Origin of the sequence: Pseudonocardia kongjuensis (genome assembly GCF_039526905.1) — a bacterium.
Taxonomy (GTDB): domain Bacteria; phylum Actinomycetota; class Actinomycetes; order Mycobacteriales; family Pseudonocardiaceae; genus Pseudonocardia; species Pseudonocardia kongjuensis.
Genome location: NZ_BAAAJK010000034.1, coordinates 35457 through 53315 on the forward strand (window position 1 = coordinate 35457; position 17859 = coordinate 53315).

19 protein-coding genes are annotated in these 17859 nt (G+C 75.2%); 11 read left to right on the forward strand and 8 right to left on the reverse strand.

The features are described from left to right. Positions 1-115 precede the first annotated feature (115 nt). The 4 genes from ABD160_RS24460 to ABD160_RS24475 are packed head-to-tail and all read left to right on the forward strand — an operon-like array spanning position 116 to position 4032. The gene (locus ABD160_RS24460) at positions 116-1042 is read left to right on the forward strand and encodes an ABC transporter permease (protein WP_344026455.1); all 927 of its coding nucleotides are present in this window, start codon (positions 116-118) and stop codon (positions 1040-1042) included. After that, positions 1035-1976 (forward strand): ABC transporter permease, encoded by a 942-nt coding sequence (locus ABD160_RS24465; protein WP_344026457.1) that lies wholly within the window; start codon positions 1035-1037, stop codon positions 1974-1976. Before ABD160_RS24460 ends, ABD160_RS24465 begins: the two co-directional genes overlap by 8 nt. After that, positions 1973-3025, forward strand: coding sequence for an ABC transporter ATP-binding protein (locus ABD160_RS24470; RefSeq protein WP_344026459.1), 1053 nt, complete (start codon positions 1973-1975; stop codon positions 3023-3025). Before ABD160_RS24465 ends, ABD160_RS24470 begins: the two co-directional genes overlap by 4 nt. After that, the gene (locus ABD160_RS24475; RefSeq protein ID WP_344026461.1) at positions 3022-4032 is read left to right on the forward strand and encodes an ABC transporter ATP-binding protein; all 1011 of its coding nucleotides are present in this window, start codon (positions 3022-3024) and stop codon (positions 4030-4032) included. The genes ABD160_RS24470 and ABD160_RS24475 overlap by 4 nt, the downstream gene beginning before the upstream one ends. 57 nt (positions 4033-4089) lie before the next feature. Here ABD160_RS24475 and ABD160_RS24480 read toward each other — a convergent pair whose 3' ends face one another. Further along, positions 4090-5967, reverse strand: a complete 1878-nt coding sequence (locus ABD160_RS24480) for an ABC transporter family substrate-binding protein (protein ID WP_344026463.1) — start codon at positions 5965-5967, stop codon at positions 4090-4092. A 217-nt stretch (positions 5968-6184) separates the two neighbouring features. Beyond that, positions 6185-8080 carry a translational GTPase TypA gene (gene typA, locus ABD160_RS24485; RefSeq protein ID WP_344026825.1) on the reverse strand — a complete coding sequence of 632 codons (1896 nt, stop codon included), beginning with the start codon at positions 8078-8080 and terminating at the stop codon, positions 6185-6187. Positions 8081-8204: 124 nt separating this feature from the next. On the opposite strand from typA, the gene ABD160_RS24490 reads away from it, so the two are divergent. Further along, positions 8205-8354, forward strand: a complete 150-nt coding sequence (locus ABD160_RS24490; protein WP_344026465.1) for a hypothetical protein — start codon at positions 8205-8207, stop codon at positions 8352-8354. A 328-nt stretch (positions 8355-8682) separates the two neighbouring features. Here the strand turns inward: ABD160_RS24490 and ABD160_RS24495 are convergent, their stop codons facing one another. Together ABD160_RS24495 and ABD160_RS24500 are read right to left on the reverse strand one after the other, a co-directional pair. Next, on the reverse strand, positions 8683-9648 hold the full coding sequence (locus ABD160_RS24495; RefSeq protein ID WP_344026466.1) for a hypothetical protein: 966 nt from the start codon (positions 9646-9648) through the stop codon (positions 8683-8685). 200 nt (positions 9649-9848) lie between these two features. Further along, entirely contained in the window at positions 9849-10676 is an 828-nt protein-coding gene (locus tag ABD160_RS24500; RefSeq protein ID WP_344026468.1) for an NUDIX domain-containing protein, read from the reverse strand. 123 nt (positions 10677-10799) lie between these two features. Here ABD160_RS24500 and ABD160_RS24505 point away from each other — a divergent pair, with 123 nt between their 5' ends. The 3 genes from ABD160_RS24505 to ABD160_RS24515 all read left to right on the forward strand — a co-directional run bounded on the left by ABD160_RS24505 (position 10800) and on the right by ABD160_RS24515 (position 13166). Then, positions 10800-11780, forward strand: coding sequence for an ABC transporter ATP-binding protein (locus tag ABD160_RS24505; protein WP_344026470.1), 981 nt, complete (start codon positions 10800-10802; stop codon positions 11778-11780). A 184-nt stretch (positions 11781-11964) separates the two neighbouring features. Next, complete coding sequence (locus ABD160_RS24510) at positions 11965-12801, forward strand: ABC transporter permease (RefSeq protein WP_344026472.1); 837 nt, start codon at positions 11965-11967, stop codon at positions 12799-12801. Positions 12802-12866: 65 nt separating this feature from the next. Continuing rightward, positions 12867-13166 carry a 4a-hydroxytetrahydrobiopterin dehydratase gene (locus ABD160_RS24515; protein WP_344026474.1) on the forward strand — a complete coding sequence of 100 codons (300 nt, stop codon included), beginning with the start codon at positions 12867-12869 and terminating at the stop codon, positions 13164-13166. Between the two features lie 49 nt (positions 13167-13215). On the opposite strand, the gene ABD160_RS24520 is transcribed toward ABD160_RS24515, so the two are convergent. After that, complete coding sequence (locus ABD160_RS24520) at positions 13216-14028, reverse strand: carbon-nitrogen hydrolase family protein (protein ID WP_344026476.1); 813 nt, start codon at positions 14026-14028, stop codon at positions 13216-13218. Positions 14029-14254: 226 nt separating this feature from the next. On the opposite strand from ABD160_RS24520, the gene ABD160_RS24525 reads away from it, so the two are divergent. Together ABD160_RS24525 and mscL are read left to right on the forward strand one after the other, a co-directional pair. Continuing rightward, positions 14255-15325 carry a 3-deoxy-7-phosphoheptulonate synthase gene (locus ABD160_RS24525; protein ID WP_344026478.1) on the forward strand — a complete coding sequence of 357 codons (1071 nt, stop codon included), beginning with the start codon at positions 14255-14257 and terminating at the stop codon, positions 15323-15325. Between the two features lie 102 nt (positions 15326-15427). Then, positions 15428-15850: a large conductance mechanosensitive channel protein MscL gene (mscL, locus tag ABD160_RS24530; protein ID WP_344026480.1), complete on the forward strand. Its 423-nt coding sequence runs from the start codon at positions 15428-15430 to the stop codon at positions 15848-15850. A gap of 40 nt (positions 15851-15890) precedes the next feature. Here mscL and ABD160_RS24535 read toward each other — a convergent pair whose 3' ends face one another. The 3 genes from ABD160_RS24535 to ABD160_RS24545 are packed head-to-tail and all read right to left on the reverse strand — an operon-like array spanning position 15891 to position 17165. Next, positions 15891-16307 (reverse strand): YunG family protein, encoded by a 417-nt coding sequence (locus ABD160_RS24535; RefSeq protein WP_344026482.1) that lies wholly within the window; start codon positions 16305-16307, stop codon positions 15891-15893. Between the two features lie 48 nt (positions 16308-16355). Then, positions 16356-16841: a GNAT family N-acetyltransferase gene (locus tag ABD160_RS24540; RefSeq protein ID WP_344026827.1), complete on the reverse strand. Its 486-nt coding sequence runs from the start codon at positions 16839-16841 to the stop codon at positions 16356-16358. Between the two features lie 42 nt (positions 16842-16883). Next, on the reverse strand, positions 16884-17165 hold the full coding sequence (locus ABD160_RS24545) for a hypothetical protein (protein ID WP_344026484.1): 282 nt from the start codon (positions 17163-17165) through the stop codon (positions 16884-16886). Positions 17166-17311: 146 nt separating this feature from the next. Here ABD160_RS24545 and ABD160_RS24550 point away from each other — a divergent pair. Continuing rightward, positions 17312-17859, forward strand: a 548-nt coding sequence (locus ABD160_RS24550; protein WP_344026486.1) for a TetR/AcrR family transcriptional regulator, incomplete at its 3' end; no start/stop codon positions are given.

Sequence of the window (17859 nt, forward strand, 5' to 3'; positions counted from 1 at the left end):
ACCACCACGCACGCCACCACCACACGCACAGCCGCCGACGGCCGGGTGATCCCCGGCCGTCGGCGCACGTGTCCGGCGCGGTCCGCCGGGCGTGTCCCGAACCCGGAGGTGACCCGTGGGGCGCTATGTCCTGCGACGACTCCTGCAGCTGGTGCCGGTCTTCATCGGCACCACCTTCCTCATCTACTTCATGGTCTGGGCGCTGCCCGGCGACCCGCTGGCCGGCAAGTGCGGCGACCAGGCCTGTCCTCCCGCCTTCATCGAACGCATGCGCGTGGAGTACGGCCTCGACCAGCCGATCCTGGTCCAGTACTTCTCGTACCTCGGCGGACTGCTGCAGGGCGACTTCGGGCAGAACTTCCGCGGCCAGGACGTCGGCACGCTGATCGCGAACACCTACCCGGTGACGATCAAGCTGGCCGTGGTCGCGCTGCTCATCCAGGCGGTCATCGGTCTCACCGCGGGCGTCCTGACCGGACTGCGGCCCGGCGGCTTCCTGGACAACGTCGTGCTCACCGCGACGCTGTTCCTGGTCGCCGTCCCGGTGTTCGTCACCGGCTACGTGCTGCAGGCCGTCCTGGGGCTGCGGCTGGGGCTGATCCCGCCGACCGTCCCGGCGAACCCGGGCTTCCTCGACCTGATCGTGCCCGGCTACGTGCTCGGCAGTCTGTCCCTGGCCTACGTGGCCCGGCTGACCCGGACCTCGATCGCGGAGAACTCGCGGGCCGACTACGTGCGGACGGCGACCGCGAAGGGCCTGAGCCGTAATCGCGTCGTCGGGGTGCACCTGACCCGCAACTCGGCGATCCCGGTGATCACCTTCCTCGGCGCGGACTTCGGCAGCCTGATGGGCGGCGCGATCGTCACCGAGGGCATCTTCAACATCCGCGGGATCGGCGGGCTCATCTTCGAGTCGATCCAGCGGCTCGACGGGGTGGTCGTCACCGGGGTGGTCGTGCTCCTGGTGATGGTGTACCTCCTCGCGAACCTGCTCGTGGACGTCACCTACGCGCTGCTCGACCCGAGGATCCGCCTTGACTGACCCCACCACCGTCACCTCGGACAAGCCGGTCGCGTCGCCGGCGGCCGCGGAGGCCGCCGTCACCCGCTCCCGGAGCCTCGGCGCCGACGCCTGGTACGACCTGCGGCGCAGGCCGCTGTTCATCGTCGCCGCGACGCTGATCGGGGCGCTGCTCGTGCTGGCCGCGTTCCCGCAGCTGTTCACCTCGGTCGATCCGACCGTCGGCGACCTCTCGCGGGCCCGGCAGGGGCCGTCGGCGGAGGCCTGGTTCGGCTACGACAACCTCGGCCGCGACGTGTTCGCCCGCACCATCTACGGCACCCGGGTCTCGATCGTCGTCGGCGTGCTGGCGACCACCTTCGTGGTGCTGCTCGGCGCCGTCATGGGTCTGATCGCCGGCTTCGTCGGCGGCTGGCTCGACTCGCTGCTGGCCCGGATCGCGGACGTGTTCTTCGGCGTCCCGTTCGTGCTCGGCGCCATCGTGGTGCTCTCCACGTTCCGCCAGTCCGTCGGGCAGAGCGTGATCGGGATCAGCGGCCTGGTGATCGGCACGATCGGCCTGCTGTCCTGGCCGGTCACCATGCGGATCATGCGGTCGGCGGCGATCGCGGCCCGCAGCCAGGACTACGTGAAGGCGGCCCGCGCGCTGGGCGCCGGGCCGTGGCGGATCATCGTGCGGCACATGCTGCCGAACACGATCGCGCCGGTGATGGTCTACGCCACCATCGCGCTCGGCGCCTTCATCGGCGCCGAGGCGACGCTGTCGTTCCTGGGTGTCGGCCTGCGCGATCCCGTCGTCTCCTGGGGCGTGATGATCAGCGAGGCGCAGAGCTATCTGCGGACCTCGCCGCACCTGCTGCTGTTCCCGGGCGGCTTCCTGGTCGTCACCGTGCTCGCCTTCGTGCTGCTCGGTGACGCCGTCCGTGACGCGTTCGACCCGAAGGGCCGCTCATGAGCACCCCACCCGCAGGGCCGCTCGTCCACACCGAGACGAGTGCGGCGCCCGGGCCCACCGGCCTCGCCGACGCACCGCTGCTGGAGGTCGAGGACCTGCGCGTCGAGTTCCACACCCGGGACGGGGTGGCCTCGGTGCTCAACGGCGTCAGCTACCACGTCCGGGCCGGCGAGACCCTCGCCGTGCTGGGCGAGTCCGGCTCCGGCAAGTCGGTCACCGCGAACACGGTGATGGGCATCCTGCCGGTGCCGCCGGCCCGGATCACCGGCGGCGCGATCCGCTACCGCGGCGAGGAGCTGCTGACCGCCGACGAGGAGCGGCGCCGGGAGCTGCGCGGCGAGCACGTCGCGATGATCTTCCAGGACGCGCTGTCCGCGCTGAACCCGGTGTTCACCGTCGGGTTCCAGATCGGCGAGCAGCTGCGCACCCGGCGCGGGATGAGCCGCCGGGACGCCCGGGCCCGGGCCGTCGAGCTGCTCGACATGGTCGGCATCCCGGGCGCGAAGCAGCGCGTCACCAGCTTCCCGCACGAGTTCTCCGGCGGGATGCGGCAGCGCGCGATGATCGCGATGTCGCTGGCGCTCGATCCGGACGTGCTGATCGCCGACGAGCCGACCACCGCACTGGACGTCACGGTGCAGGCCCAGATCATGGACCTGCTCGCCGACATCCAGCGCGAGCGGGAGATGGGCCTGATCCTGATCACCCACGATCTCGGCGTCGTCGCCGAGGTCGCGGACCGGATCGCGGTGATGTACGCGGGCCGGATCGTGGAGCAGGGCGACGTGCACCAGCTGTTCGCGCAGCCCCGCCACCCGTACACCGAGGCCCTGCTGGCGTCGATCCCGCGGCTGGACAGCAAGGGCACCGAGCTGCAGGCGATCCGCGGGCTGCCGCCGACGCTGACCCGGATCCCGTCCGGCTGCCCGTTCCACCCGCGCTGCCCGCGGGTCAGGGACGTCTGCCGGGAGACCGACCCGCCGCTGCTGGCACTGCCCGGCGGGCGTGCCTCGGCGTGCCTGTTCGCCGAGGAGCTGGCGCAGTCATGAGCACATCCGAACAGATCCTCGAGGTCGACGGCCTCGTCAAGCACTTCCCGGTCAAGATCGGCGCGGTGATCAAGCGGACGGTCGGCCACGTCCGCGCCGTCGACGGGGTGTCGTTCACCCTGAACAAGGGCGAGACGCTCGGCATCGTCGGCGAGTCGGGCTGCGGCAAGTCGACGCTGGCCCAGGTGCTGATGCGGCTGGAACCGCCGACCGCGGGCGCCGTGCGCTTCCACGGTGAGGACATCTTCACCAAGCGCGGCGCCGCGCTGAAGGCGCTGCGCCGGCAGGTCCAGATCGTGCTGCAGGACCCGTACACCTCGCTGAACCCGCGGATGACGGTCGCCGACATCGTCGGGGAGCCCTTCGAGATCCATCCGGAGGTGGCCCCGAAGGGCGACCGGCGGCGGAAGGTGCAGGAGCTGCTCGACGTCGTCGGGCTGAACCCGGACTTCGTGAACCGCTACCCGCACCAGTTCTCCGGCGGGCAGCGGCAGCGGATCGGGATCGCCAGGGCGCTCGCGCTGCGCCCCGAGGTGATCATCTGCGACGAGCCGGTGTCCGCGCTGGACGTGTCGATCCAGGCGCAGGTGATGAACCTGCTGGGCGAGCTGCAGCGCGAGTTCGGGCTGTCCTACATCTTCATCGCGCACGACCTGTCGGTGGTGCGGCACCTGTCGGACCGGGTCGGCGTCATGTACCTGGGCAAGATGGTGGAGCTCGGCACCGAGGCCGAGATCTACACCCGGGCCGCGCACCCGTACACCCAGGCGCTGCTGTCCGCGGTGCCGGTGCCCGACCCGTCGGTGCGCGAGGGACGGTCGCGGATCCGGCTGACCGGCGACGTCCCCAGCCCGGTGGACCCGCCGAGCGGCTGCCGGTTCCGGACGCGCTGCTGGAAGGCCACCGAGATCTGCTCGACCGAGGAGCCGGAGCTGACCGTCCGCTCCGGCGGGCACCATCTCAGCGCCTGCCACCATGCGCACGAGGAGAACCTGCTGCCCGGCTGATCCGCCCGCGGTGGCCGTGCCGTGCGGCGCGGCCACCGCGGTGGACCGGATGCCGGATCAGTTGTCGGCGTCCGGCTCCTCGGTGCCGGTGTCGTCCTCCCGGGAGCCCTCCGGCTCGGACCAGGTCTGCGCGCCGGTCATCGGGCCGGTCGCGATCGGGCCGGGGGTGACGCCGGTCGACGCGTCGGTCTCCCGGTTGCTGATCACGAGCCCCTGCGCCTGGTAGAGCGGCAGCGCGGGGAGCTGGCGCCACAGCACCCGCTCGGCCTCGGCGACGACCGCCGGATCGGCCACCGAGCCGGTCAGCTCGTCCAGCAGCGGCTGCAGGACCGGGAAGCAGGACGTGCCGGGCAGGTCCTCGCCGACGTCGTCCGGCGGGCAGCCGTACACCGAGTCCAGCCGCGGCCCGATCGCGCCGTAGGCCGGCCGGGGCGCGACGAGCACGTCCACCGCGACCGGTGCGCCGCCGCCCGCGGCGGTGGTCGGGGACGTGGTCGGCGGACTCGTCGGCTCGGCGGGGTCCGTCGGCCCGGCGGCCGGCGGTGGCGTGCCTGCCCCGTCGCCGGGGGCGGGGCCCGCCCCGGGCGCCGGGGTGGTGGTCGGGCTCGGCGTCGTCGGGGCGACGCTGGCGCTGGTCAGCAGCTCCGGTGCGGACGGCGCGACGATCGTCGCCTGGATGCCGCCCGCCGTCAGCTGCTCGGCCACGATCCGGGCGACCTCGACGTCCTCGCTCCGTTCGGCGCCGGCCCCGATGACGACGCTGAGCGGCCGTCCGCCGAGCGTCCAGCGTCCGTTCCCGCCGCGCACGTACCCGGCCTCGGTGAAGGCCGCCTCGGCGACGGCCGGGTCCGGCCGGCCGGGCGCCCCGGGCGGTGCGGTCGGCTGGTAGCCGGGATCGGAGGGGGCGGCGCCGAACGCGTCGGCGGGGACGGCCTCCGGGCTGACCCGCTCGCGGATCGCGGCCCGGTCCAGCGTCGCCGCGATGCCCTCGCGGACCCGCGGATCGGCCAGCGGGCCGTCCTGGGTGCGGAACTCCAGCTGCTGCACGGCCGGGCGCGGGCCGCGCTGCACGGTCGGTGGCTCCGGGGACCCGGCGAGCACGTCGAGCGCCTGCCCGATCTCCGGCCGGGCGTCCGGCAGCGCCAGGTCGATGCCCTGGCTCTCCAGCGCGGTCGGCAGCGTGTTCGGCGGGATCCGGCGCAGCACGATCTCGTCGATCACCGCGGAGGTGTCCCAGTACGGGTCGTTGCGGACCAGCAGCACCTCGCCGCGCAGCCGGTCGACCTGCATCAGCCGGAACGGGCCGCCCGAGGCGGGCACGCCGTTCGCGAACGGGGCCGTCCAGCCGCCGGGCGCATCCTTGAGCAGGTGCGCGGGGAGCAGGTTGTCGAACAGCTCCTGCCAGTGCGGGTAGGGCCGGTCGAAGACGACGTCGACGGCCTTGCCGGCGGCCCGCGACCGGACGTCGGTGATCTCCCGGTAGCCGGCGGCGCCGATCGTGTTCGGCTGGGTGCGCATCTGCTGCCAGAGGTAGACGAAGTCCTCCGCGGCGATCGGCGCGCCGGTCGACCAGCCTGCCTCCACGTTCAGCTCGTAGCTGACCGTGAACGGCTCCTGCGAGGTGACCTTCGCGTCGGTCGCGACGGTCCGGTCCAGCTGCAGGTTCCCGTCGGCGTCCGGGCGGAACACCGACGGCAGCGCCATCGTGGCGATCGCCGTCGTCACCGCCGACTGGTCGGAGCGCAGGTGCGGGTTGAACCCGGGCCCCAGCTCGTCGACGCCGGCCACCACCCGGGTCGGGGTGGTGATCGGCTCGGTGGGTGCGTCGATGTCCGGCGGCGGGGCGGGCTGGGGATCGGCGCTGCACGCGGTCAGCGCCAGCAGGCCGGCCAGCAGCAGCGCGGGGAGCGCTCGGAACGGTCGCCGTGCTCTCACGTCCGCAGTATCCCCGCCGGGCTCCGCCGGCCCACCGGACGGGGTGGGTCGGCGGGTCGCTCTGCTCTGCTCACCTGGGCGCGCCGGGGTGCCTCTGCTCTGCTCACCTGGGCGCGCCGGGGTGCCTCTGCTCTGCTCACCAGGGCGTTCCCGGGTGGCTCTGCTCTGCTCACCAGGGCACGCCGGCGGTCACCCCGCCCGCGGCCGACCGCCGGGCTCACTTGGCGGCGTTCGCCGCCGCCTTGGCCCGGGACCGGGCGCGGGCCCGCAGGTTCGGGTCCAGCTCGGTCTTGCGGATCCGCACGTTCTCCGGCGTGACCTCGACGCACTCGTCGGTCGCGCAGAACTCGAGCGACTGCTCGAGCGAGAGGAACGTCGGCGGAATCAGCTTGACCAGCACGTCGCTCGTCGAGGAGCGGATGTTGGTCAGCTTCTTCTCCCGGGTGATGTTCACCTCGAGGTCCTCGTTGCGCGTGTACTCGCCGACGACCATGCCGCCGTAGACGAGGGTGGTCGGCCCGACGAACAGGGTGCCGCGGTCAGCGAGCTGGTCGATCGCGTACGGCGTGACCGGCCCGGACCGGTCGGAGATCAGGGAGCCCTTGTTGCGGGTGCGGATCTCGCCGACCCAGGGGCCGTAGCCGTCGAAGACGTGACTGGCGATGCCGGCGCCGCGGGTGATCGTCAGGAACTCGGTGCGGAAGCCGATCAGGCCCCGCGACGGGACCCGGAACTCCATCCGCACCCGGCCCTCGCCGTGCACCATGTCGCCCATCTCGCCCTTGCGGGCGGCGAGCAGCTGGGTCACCGCGCCGAGGGCGTCCTCCGGGACGTCCACCGACAGCTGCTCGAACGGCTCGTGCAGCTTGCCGTCGATGGTCTTCGTGACCACCTGCGGCTTGCCGACGGTGAGCTCGAAGCCCTCCCGGCGCATCGTCTCGACCAGCACGGCCAGCGCCAGCTCGCCGCGGCCCTGGACCTCCCAGGTGTCCGGGCGCTCGGTGGGCAGCACCCGGACCGAGACGTTGCCGACGAGCTCGGCGTCGAGCCGGTTCTTCACCAGCCGCGCGGTGAGCTTCTTGCCGGGGACCGGGTCGCGGCCGGCCAGCGGCGAGGTGTTGGTGCCGATCGTCATCGAGATCGCGGGCTCGTCGACGTCGATCCGGGGCAGCGCGACCGGCCGCTCCGGGTCGGCGAGGGTGTCGCCGATGGTCACCTCGGCGATGCCGGCGACGGCGACCAGGTCACCGGCGCGGGCCTCGTCGGCCGGGACGCGGGTGAGCGCCTCGGTCATCATCAGCTCGGTGATCTTGACCCGCGGCGTGCTGCCGTCCTCCCGGCACCAGGCGACCTGCTGGCCGCGGCGCACCACGCCCGCGCGGACCCGGCAGAGCGCGATCCGGCCCAGGAAGCTGGACGCGTCGAGGTTGGTGACGTGCATCTGCAGCGGGGCGTCCGGGTCGTCGGACGGCGGCGGCACGGTCGCCAGCAGCGTCTCGAACAGCGCGGTGAGGTCCTCGGCGTCGGGCAGCTCGCCGTCGCCGGGACGGATCCGGGACGCCTTGCCGGCGCGGCCGGAGGCGTAGACGACCGGGAGGTCGAGCAGGTGGCCGGTGACGGACTCGTCCAGGTCCAGCTCGTCGGCCAGCTCGAGCAGCAGCTCCAGGGACTCGTCGACGACCTCGGCGATCCGGGCGTCGCCGCGGTCGGTCTTGTTGACGACGAGCATCACCGGCAGGCCGGCGGTGAGGGTCTTGCGGAGCACGAACCGGGTCTGCGGCAGCGGGCCCTCGGAGGCGTCGACGAGCAGCACCACGCCGTCGACCATGGACAGGCCGCGCTCGACCTCGCCGCCGAAGTCGGCGTGGCCCGGGGTGTCGACGACGTTGATCGTGTAGCCCTGCCAGCTCACCGCGGTGTGCTTGGCGAGGATCGTGATCCCCTTCTCGCGCTCCAGGTCGCCGGAGTCCATCACGCGGTCGACGAGCTCGGCGCGCTCGCCGAAGGCGCCGGACTGGCGCAGCATCGCATCGACGAGGGTGGTCTTGCCGTGGTCGACGTGCGCGACGATCGCGACGTTGCGCAGCTCGGGACGGCCGGCCTGATCGGGCACGGCGTCGCTCTCGAGCGCGGAGCGAGCATCGAGGGCCGAGGCGGAACGAGGGATGGTCACACCTCCACGGTATCCGGGGCAACCCCTGGTCCCTGCGCCGGGCGCAGGTTAGCCTGGCCTCCTCATGGGCAAGGTGAAGAAGAAGTGCTGCCGGTCCAAGCCGAAGCGCTGCAAGAGCTGTCCGGTCGTCGCGATGCGGTTGCGCAAGGCAGGTGCGGACGATCTGAGCGGCAAGGCCTTCGAGCGCGCACTGAAGATCGCGCGCATCTACTGACCCGTCCCTCAGGGCGCTGACCGGCCACGACACCGTTCGCGCGGGCACCGCAGTGCGCCGCGGAACGGTCCGGCCGCGGCGCCTGCGCGGACGCGTGGGCGCCCGCCCGGGCGACCCGCAGATCCGCCGCGAACGTCCTCGACGGGGCCGCCGGCCGGGCTCTGCGAGTCCCGTCCGGCCATGGCCGGAATCACATCGTCGTCCCGGTCACTCCGGGCCGGCGGCACCGCCCGTCCGGGTCCCGGCCGGCCGCCGTGCACCGGTCCGGCACATCCCGTCCGTCCGGTGTTCACACCGCCGCCCAGGCCGCTGCTGTTCATGCCGCTGTTCATGCTGCGCGCCCGGCCGCGCCGCCGCCGGGGCCGCCGGGGCGGCGGGTCAGCGCGAGCCGCAGCGCCGTCAGCGTGGCCGCCGGACGCAGCCACGGTTCGGCCGGATCGAGCACGAACACCCGCCAGCCGTGCCGTCGCAGCACGGCCTGCCGCCAGCCGCTGCCCGCGCGCGCCCCGGCGTGCCCGTCGATCTCCACGGCGAGCCCGGCGCCGGGGAACGCCAGCGGCAGCACGATCCCGGCCACCGGATGCGCGCACCGCCAGCCGCGGATCCGGTCCCGCAGCAGCAGGACGCGCAGCCGGTGCACCGCCCGGTCGGCCGCCCGCCGCGACGTCTCGGCCAGCAGCCTGCCGCTCTCCGCCGACCCGTGCGCGCCCAGGTTGCGGGCGTGCGCGGCGGTGAGCGCCGCCAGATCCGGGCCGGCCCCGCACAGGACGCGTTCCAGGAGTTCGGCGCCGGGCACCCCGGGATCGAGCACGGTCTCCAGCACGGCGAGCGCCGGAGCGGCGACGGCCATGCCGGCGTGCCCGGCGACGTCGGCCGGGTCGAGATCGCGTCTGCGAACCCGGATCCCGGCGCGCGACCGGGGTGCCCGGCAGCGCGGGACCGTCACGGTGACCTCGGCGGGTGCGGTCGCGAGCAGGCCCCAGCACCAGGCGGCCGCCGCCCCGGTCAGCACCGCGTCGTCGCCCGCCCACAGCACCGCGGCGCGGATCCGGGCCCGCTCCGAGGTGGGGCCCGCGGGATCGCGGTAGACCCGGGGATGGACCGGCTCCCAGCGCCGGGCCGCGAGCCGCCGGTCGACGACGTCGCGGGACAGGCCGTGCGCGAGGGCCTGGGCCCGGGTCACCAGTCCGTCCTGCGCGGTGACGAGCCGGGCGAGCGGCGCCGGGAGCGGCCGGGCGGCGTTCGTCGGGGTCGGGGTCGGGGTCGGGACTCTGGTGACGGGATTCCGGTTCATGTGGCTTGGACGACGCCGGGGCCCTCGCGGTTCCGGCCCGTCCCGGATGATCTCCACTTCGGCACCGGCGACCGCGCCGGGCCGGCACCGGGCCGGCACCGGATCAGCACCGAATCAGCACCGGGCCAGCACCGGGCCAGCACCGAATCAGCGCCGGACCAGCGCCGGACCAGCGCCGGACCAGCGCCGGATCAGCCGGATCAGGGCCGCAGCAGCCCGAGCAGCTCCGCGACGACCGCGCGATCGGCGTCCAGCCAGCCCAGCGCCGCGATCTCACGCACCCCGACCCAGCGCAGCGCCCGGTGCTCCCGCGGCTGCGGCTCCGGGGATCCGGGCAGCAGCCGGGCGGTGTGGATCCGCAGCACGCGACGGCCGATCGGCAGATCGGTACCCAGCCGCTCGCCGATCTCCACCCGGGCGTCCAGCTCCTCGGCGCACTCCCGGACCAGCGCTCCGGCCTCGGACTCCCCCGGCTCCACCCCGCCGCCCGGGAGCTCCCAGCGGCCGGCCAGCGCGGCCGGGTAGGACCGCTGGGCGGCCAGCAGCCTCCCGTCCCGCACGATCGCCGCACCGACGACGACCGGTGCCACGCTCAGCTCGCCGGCCCGCTCGGCCAGCACGTCGCGGCGGGCGTCGAGCAGCCGGTGTCCGTAGCGTCGCAGTACCGGGTCGGTGAGCCGGCCGAGCCCGCCGAGCGGCGCCGTCCAGGCGAGCTCGTCCCGCACCAGGGTCCCGCCGGTGCCGTCCGCGACGATCCGGGTCGCGTGCCGCAGCGCGGCCGCCGGGCCGGCCGCGAGCTCGGACCACAGGCCGTCCCGGCCGGCCCGGGTGATCCGGGTCCGGCAGCCGACGAGCCCGCCCGGGAGCGTCACCCGGACCTCGTCGCCCGCGACGAGCAGCGCCGCCTGCGCGGTCAGCCGGGCACCGGCCCGGGCGACGGCGGCCGCGGCCGGCGCCGTCTCCCGCAGCACGCCCGCCACCAGCTCGGGCGGGCCGGCCACGCGATGGTCGAGACTGATCACCGGCACGGCACCGATCCTCGCAGGGCGGTGCGGACGGGTGCGCGGCGCCGGTGGGTGCCGGGAGTGGACGTCACCGGTGGATGTTGCCGAAACGGCCCGCCCACGGTCCCGGACGGCCACCCTGTCCCGGTGCACCCGACCGTCACCCTTCCGCCCGGCCGCCCACCCGCCGTCCGCGCCGTCGGCCTCGGCCGTGGCTTCCGCGGGGTCCGGGCCGTCGACCGCGTCGATCTCGACGTCCCGATGGGCTCCGTCCTCGGCCTGCTCGGTCCGAACGGGGCGGGCAAGACGACGTTGATGCGGATGCTGCTCGGGTTGCTCGCGCCGACCGAGGGCACGGTCGAGCTGCTCGGCAGGCGGTTGCCCGGGCGGGCTGCCGAGGTTCTGCCGCACGTCGGCGCGCTGATCGAGCTGCCCGCCGTGCACCCGCACCGGACGGGCAGGCAGAACCTGCTCCGCTACGCCGCCGCCGAGCCGCTGCTGGACACCGCCCGGATCCCGTCCGCGGTCGCTGCGGTGCTGCACCGGGTCGGGTTGTCCGGGGCCGCCGACCGCCGGGTGCGCGAGTACTCGCTCGGCATGCGCCAGCGGCTCGGCCTGGCGGTCCCGCTGCTCACCCGGCGCCGCCTGGTGGTGCTCGACGAGCCGACCAACGGTCTCGATCCGGCGGGCACCCGCGACGTCCGGCGGCTGATCGGCGAGATGCACGCGGCCGGGGCGACCGTCGTGATCAGCTCGCACCTGCTCGGGGAGATCGAGGCGACCTGCACCCACGTCGCCGTGCTCCGGGCCGGCCGGCTGCTCACCGCCGGGCCGCTGGACGAGCTGCTGGGCGGCGCCCCGGACCTGCTCGTGATCACCACCCCGGACGGCGGCCGGGCCGTGCAGGCGCTGCGGCAGCGCGGGTTCGACGCCGTCGCCGCGGCCGACGGCCGGGTGCACGTGCCGGGGGCGCGGGCCCCCGAGGTGGTGGCGCTGCTGGTGCACGCCGGCGTCGCGGTGCACGAGGTCACCCGGCCCTCCGCCCGGCTGGAGGACGTGTTCGCCCGGCTCACCGGCGACACCGGCGGGCCCGGGTCCCCCGCGGTGCCGGTCGGGGCGTACCGGTGAACCCGCCCGCCCGTCCCGGCCGGCCGGGGTGCCCGGCGGTGCCGGCCGGGTCGCACCGGGTGAACGCGTCAGTCCGTCCCGGCCGGCCGGACTGCCCGGCGGTACCGGCCGGGGTGCACCGGGTGAACGCGTCAGTCCGTCCCGGCCGGCCGGACTGCCCGGCGGTACCGGCCGGGGTGCACCGATGAGCGCGCCCGCCCGGCCCGGTGCCGGCCGGTTCCCGCAGTCCGGCCCGACGGCGGACCGTCCGGCCCGCACCCGGCGCCGGACGGCGGCGCCGCTGTCCCGGCTGCTGCGCTCGGAGATCGAGCTGGCGCTGGCCCGCCCGCGGACCGCGGTCGCCCTGGCGGCCGCCGCGCTCGTCCCGATCCTGGGGGCGGCCGCGCTCGCGGCGAGCGGCCCGGAGCGCTACGCCTACGTCCTCGGCGTGCTGATGGTCGCGCTGGCCGAGCCCGCCGCGTTCTCGCTCGGCATGCCGGTGGTGCTCGTCGCGGCGGACGCGTTCGCCACCGAGCGGGCCCGCGGCACCCTGGACGGGCTGCGGCTGTCCCCGGTCGGGCCCGGCCGGCTGGTGCTGCTGAAGGCGTCCGCCGTCGCCGCCGCCGCGGTGCTGGCCTCGGTCGTGGTGGTCGGCACCTCGCTGCTCGCCGGCTGGGCGGCGCTCGGGGTGGGACCGTTCGGGACCGGCCCGACGCTGGCCAGGGCGCTGCTGCTCACGGTCTGGACGGCCGGTCAGCTGACCGGATTCGGCATCCTGCTGCTCGCCGTGTCGGCGGCGGCGCGGCGCCCCTCGGTCGTCGTGGTGGCCGGGCTGGTGGCGCTGGTCGTCGCGCCGCTGGTGGCGGTGCTGTGGGGGCCTGCGGCACCGGCGCTGCCGACCGGGCACTGGCACGAGGTGCTCGCGGGCACGTTCAGCGCGCCGGTGGACACCGCAGCGGCCTGGGCGACGACGCTGCGCGCGGCCGGGTTCGCCGTCGCCGGCGCCGGCGTCGCCGGGTACCTGCTGGGGCGTGGCTCGTGACCGCCCGCGGACCGTGCACGGCGGGCCGCCGGGCCGGATCGGGGCGGTTACGCCACGATGGGGCGATGGCCACCCCCAAGCTGTCCGACGCCGAGATCACCGCATCGCTGCTGAAGCTCCCGGGCTGGGAGCGGGACGGCGACGCGATCGTCCGCACCGCGAAGCTGCCCGACTTCGCCGCCGCGATAGCGGTGGTGGACCGGGTCGCCGACGACGCCGAGGCCGCCGACCACCACCCGGACATCGACATCCGCTACAACACGCTGACCTTCCGGCTGTCCACCCACTCCGAGGGCGGGCTGACCGCGAAGGACACCGACCTCGCCGGGCACATCTCGGACCGGATCACCGCGGCCGGCGGCTGAGCGGCACCCCGGACACCGGCCGGACAGGCCGGACGGCCCCGGGGACCTCTCAGAAGCGCCGGTTGCGCAGCACCGGGACCTGCTCGCGCACCTGCCCGGCCACGGCCGGGTCGAGGTCCACCACGAGCAGACCCGGCTCCGCACCGAGCCCGTCGACGATCTCGCCCCGCGGACCCGCCACCAGGCTGTACCCGATCCCGGTCGGCGCCCGGCCGTGCTCGCCGCCGACGGTGGTCGGGTCGGCCTGGTCGCAGGCGACCACGAACGAGCCGGTGTCCAGCGCGCGGGCCCGCACCAGCAGCTCCCACTGCTCGCGCTTGCCCTCCCCCGCCCCCCAGGACGCCGGGACGACGAGCACCGTGGCGCCGGCGTCGGCGAGCCGCTGGTAGAGGCCGGGGAACCGGACGTCGTAGCAGGTGGACAGGCCCACGGTGACCGGATCGGTGCCGGCGCCGTCCGCCTCCGGGAGGTCCACGGTCACCGGCTCGGTCCCGGCGGCGACCGTGTCGGACTCGGCGAACCCGAAGGCGTCGAACATGTGGATCTTGTCGTAGTGCGTGTCCACGCCGCCGCCGGTGACCAGCAGCGTGTTGCGGACCCGGCCGTCGCCGGACGGGGTGAACATCCCGGCGGCCACCGTCGCCCCGTGCTCGGCGGCGAGTGCGCGCACCCGGCCGGCCCACGGGCCGTCCAGCGGCTCGGCGACCGGGCCGAGCGGCACCCCGAAGCGGCACATCGTGGCCTCCGGGAACAGCACCAGCCGGGCCCCCGCGGCGACCGCCTCGCGGGTGAGCCGGTCGACCTCGGCGAGGTTGGCATCCGGGTCCGGGGTGGAGGAGATCTGGGCGAGCGCGATCCGCATGCGTCGGTGGTACCACGCGGCCGGGCCGGGCACGCGCTCGATCTCCGGACGCCGGGTGGGGTACGGTCGGGTCGTGCACAGCGCCTACTACTGGTTTCGCCAGCCGGCCCGGGATGGGTCGGCCGGTGCTGTAGTGCGCTGACCCTCCATCCCTCGAGCCGGCATCACGGACCGGCTCGGGCGAGGTGATCCGGGGCGGTCCGCCGGGAAAGGACCGCGGTCCCCGATGAGTACCCCCACCGCTCCGCTGCTGGACGCCCCGCTGGACGACCGGCGCATCGAGCGGATCAGCCCGCTGATCTCCCCCGCGCTGCTGCGCCACGACCTGCCGTGCACGCCCGCGGTCGCCGACACGGTCACCCGCGGCCGCGCCGCGGTCACCGGCATCCTCGACGGCGCCGACGACCGGTTGCTGGTCGTCGTCGGCCCCTGCTCGGTGCACGATCCGGACGCCGCGCTGGACTACGCGCGACGGCTGGCCGACCGGGCCGCGGAGCTGTCCGGCGAGCTGTGCGTCGTGATGCGCACCTACTTCGAGAAGCCGCGCACCACCGTCGGCTGGAAGGGCCTGATCAACGACCCGGGCCTGGACGGCACGTTCGACGTGAACCGGGGCCTGCGCACCGCCCGCAAGCTGCTGCTCGACATCTCCGCGCTGGGCCTGCCGGTGGGCTGCGAGTTCCTCGACCCGATCACCCCGCAGTTCATCGCCGACGTCGTCAGCTGGGGCTCGATCGGCGCCCGCACCGCGGAGAGCCAGGTGCACCGGCAGCTGGTCAGCGGCCTCTCGATGCCGGTCGGGATCAAGAACGCCACCGACGGCGACGTCCGCGCCGCGGTCGACGGGATGCGCGCAGCGGCGGCCTCGCACGTGTTCATGGGGGTCAACGCCGACGGGCTCGCCGGCCTGGTGACCACCACCGGCAACCCGGACACCCACGTGATCCTGCGCGGCGGCGCCCGGCCCAACTACTCCGCCGACGACGTCGCCGCGGTCGCGGCCCGGCTGCGGGAGGCCGGCCTGCCGGACCGGGTGGTGGTCGACGCCAGCCACGGCAACAGCGGCAAGGACCACGTGCGGCAGGCCGGCGTGGTCGGCGAGCTGGCCGGCCGGATCGCCGCCGGGGAGCGCGCGGTGACCGGCCTGATGATGGAGAGCTTCCTCGTCGAGGGCCGCCAGGAGCTCGGGCCGGACATGGTGCGCGGCCGGTCGGTGACCGACGCCTGCATGTCCTGGGACACCACCGACGCGCTGCTCGGGACGCTCGCCGACGCCGTCCGGGACGGGCGCCGCTGAGCCCCGGCACGGCGTGGTGCGCCCCCGTGCCGGCCCCGGTGGTGCCAGGCTCTGGACCCGGCCGGTCGGTTCACCGGCCGGGTCGACCGGGAGGGGACGGGCATGTTCAAGGGTTTCAAGGACTTCCTGATGCGCGGGAACGTCGTCGATCTCGCGGTGGCCGTGGTGATCGGCGCGGCCTTCACCGCGGTCGTCACGGCGTTCACCGAGGCGTTCCTGGAGCCGCTGATCCGGCTGGTGTCGGGGGGCGGCGAGCTGGGCGGCACCTTCGTGGTGAACGGCATCGAGTTCAACTGGGCGATGTTCGTGAACGCCGTGATCACCTTCCTGATCACCGCGGCCGTCGTGTACTTCCTGGTGGTGCTGCCGCTGAAGACGGTCCAGGAGCGGCGCAAGCGCGGCGAGGAGGAGGGCCCGGCCGATCCGACGGAGGTCGAGCTGCTGGTGGAGATCCGCGACCTGCTGCGCGAGGGACGCCGGGACGAGGCGGCCGGCCGGCACGCGGCGGGCGGCCCCGCCGACTGACCGCACCGCCCCGGCCGCCGGTCCGGCGGCCGGGCCCGGCTCAGCGGGCGGCACCGGGACCACCGATCCGGGCCAGCACCCGCCGGCGCAGCAGCGCGTACTGGGCCCCGCAGCGCCGCGGCGGCCCGGGCGGGCGGACCACCACCCGGGGCGGCTGCACCGTCTCCCCCGGGGCGAACTGGTCGCCGGTCAGGTCGATCTCGACGCCGCCGGGCAACCGGTTCCACCAGTGGTAGCCCTGCAGCCGGCCGTCCGGATGCCACACCTCGGCGAGCAGCAGATCGCCGCCGAACAGGTCGTGCAGCACCAGGGCGGTGGCCCCGCACTGCCCGCGCGAGGGCAGCCGGGGGCTCCAGCCGGCGCGGTCCGCGTCGTCACAGGTGTCCCGGTCCCAGGACGACCGCACGGCGGCGGCGACCTCGGTCAGGGTGGGCACCGGCCCGGCTGCGGTGGTCATGGGCGCAACGCTAGGACCCACCCCTGACAGTTCCGGCTCCGCCGCAGGTCAGGGCCCGTCCGGGACCGGCAGCGGGAGGGCGCGCTCCATCCGGTGCTCGGTGATCCCGTCCGGCCGTTCGACCACGCCGAGATCGGCGAACCCGTGCCTGCGGTACAGCGCCGCGGCCCGCTCGTTGCCGACGACGACGTGCAGGGCCAGCCGCCGCGCACCCCATCCGACGGCGTGCTCGGAGACGGCCGCGATCAGCGCGTCGGCCACCCCGGTGCCGCGGGCGTGCGGGGCGACCCACAGGGCGACCAGATCGGCGACGCCGTCCGGATCCGGCGGCACCGCCACCACCTGCGCGCACGGCCGGCCGTCCAGCTCGGCGACCAGGTAGCGGCCGGGGGCGTGCAGCCGGTCCCGCCACTCGTGCTCACCGGCACCCACCCAGTCCGCGAGCCGGCTGTGGAACGCCTGCGGCGCCTCGGCCAGCGCGGCCAGCCGCAGGTCGCGCCAGGTCCGCCAGTCGTCGGGACCCAGCGCCCGCACGGTGATCAACGAGCGCCTCCCGGGTACGGACGGACGCCGAACCTAGCAGCGCTGCGTCCGTCCACGGTCGTGCGACCGGCGTGCCATCGAGCCGGTGACGGCGAGGCAGCCGCAGGCGACCACGGCCGTCGTCTGGAGCACCGGATCGCCGTGCACCAGCAGCGTCACGACCAGGGCGGCGACCAGAGCCGCGCCGGTGCCGCCGGCGGCCGGCGGCCGGGCGGCGGCCGGCAGGGCGGCGCGGAACCCGGCCGCGGCGGTGCCGAGCGCGGCCGCGAGCAGCAGCGCCACCACCGCGTCCCACCAGGTCCACCCGGTCGTCACCCGGCGCTCCGTCCCGGCGCCCGGCGGCGCCCCGCGGACCAGCATGCCGGGACCGGCCGCGCCGGGCCTCGGCAATCCTGATGATCCACAGCCGGTCCGGGCGCGGACGGACGGCGCGCCGGGAGCCGAGCTGCGAGGATGCCGCGGTGGATCCCAGGGTGGTGCGGACACGCCGGCGGCTGCAGGACGCGCTGCTGGCGCTCGCCCGCGAGCGCCTGCTGGAGGCGATCACCGTCGCCGACGTCGCCGAGCGCGCCGGGGTGAACCGCAGCAGCTTCTACCAGCACTACACCGACAAGGAGTCGCTGCTCGCGGACGCGCTGAGCGCGCAGGCCACGCTCGCCGGGGCGGACCTGTCCGACCTGGTCCTGGCCGAGATCGGGGCGCAGCCGCCGGCCGCGCTGCTGCGCTGGTTCGCGCACGTGTCCGATCACGCGACGCTCTACCGGCAGGCGCTCGGCGGTGCGGCCGCACCGGACGCGGCCGCGGTGATGCGGCGCTGGATGCAGGGCTTCGTCGCCGACACCGCCCAGCGGATGGGCTTCGCCGAGTCCGACGCCGGGATCCCGCTGGACGTGTTCGCGGCCGGGATGACCTGGTCGTTGCTCGGGGTGGCGGCGAGCTGGCTGGAACGCGATCCGCTGCCCGCCCCGGAGGTGGCCGCCGGGTGGGCGTGGCGGATGCTGGTGCGCCG

Bases quoted from the DNA above. Each gene is read 5' to 3' on its own strand.
- ABD160_RS24490 (WP_344026465.1), top strand. From the start codon at position 8,205: ATGGGCAAGGTGAAGAAGAAGTGCTGCCGGTCCAAGCCGAAGCGCTGC.
- ABD160_RS24510 (WP_344026472.1), top strand. From the start codon at position 11,965: ATGAGCGCGCCCGCCCGGCCCGGTGCCGGCCGGTTCCCGCAGTCCGGC.
- ABD160_RS24495 (WP_344026466.1), bottom strand. From the start codon at position 9,648: ATGAACCGGAATCCCGTCACCAGAGTCCCGACCCCGACCCCGACCCCG.
- ABD160_RS24515 (WP_344026474.1), top strand. From the start codon at position 12,867: ATGGCCACCCCCAAGCTGTCCGACGCCGAGATCACCGCATCGCTGCTG.
- mscL (WP_344026480.1), top strand. From the start codon at position 15,428: ATGTTCAAGGGTTTCAAGGACTTCCTGATGCGCGGGAACGTCGTCGAT.
- ABD160_RS24525 (WP_344026478.1), top strand. From the start codon at position 14,255: ATGAGTACCCCCACCGCTCCGCTGCTGGACGCCCCGCTGGACGACCGG.
- ABD160_RS24535 (WP_344026482.1), bottom strand. From the start codon at position 16,307: ATGACCACCGCAGCCGGGCCGGTGCCCACCCTGACCGAGGTCGCCGCC.
- ABD160_RS24520 (WP_344026476.1), bottom strand. From the start codon at position 14,028: ATGCGGATCGCGCTCGCCCAGATCTCCTCCACCCCGGACCCGGATGCC.
- ABD160_RS24470 (WP_344026459.1), top strand. From the start codon at position 1,973: ATGAGCACCCCACCCGCAGGGCCGCTCGTCCACACCGAGACGAGTGCG.
- ABD160_RS24475 (WP_344026461.1), top strand. From the start codon at position 3,022: ATGAGCACATCCGAACAGATCCTCGAGGTCGACGGCCTCGTCAAGCAC.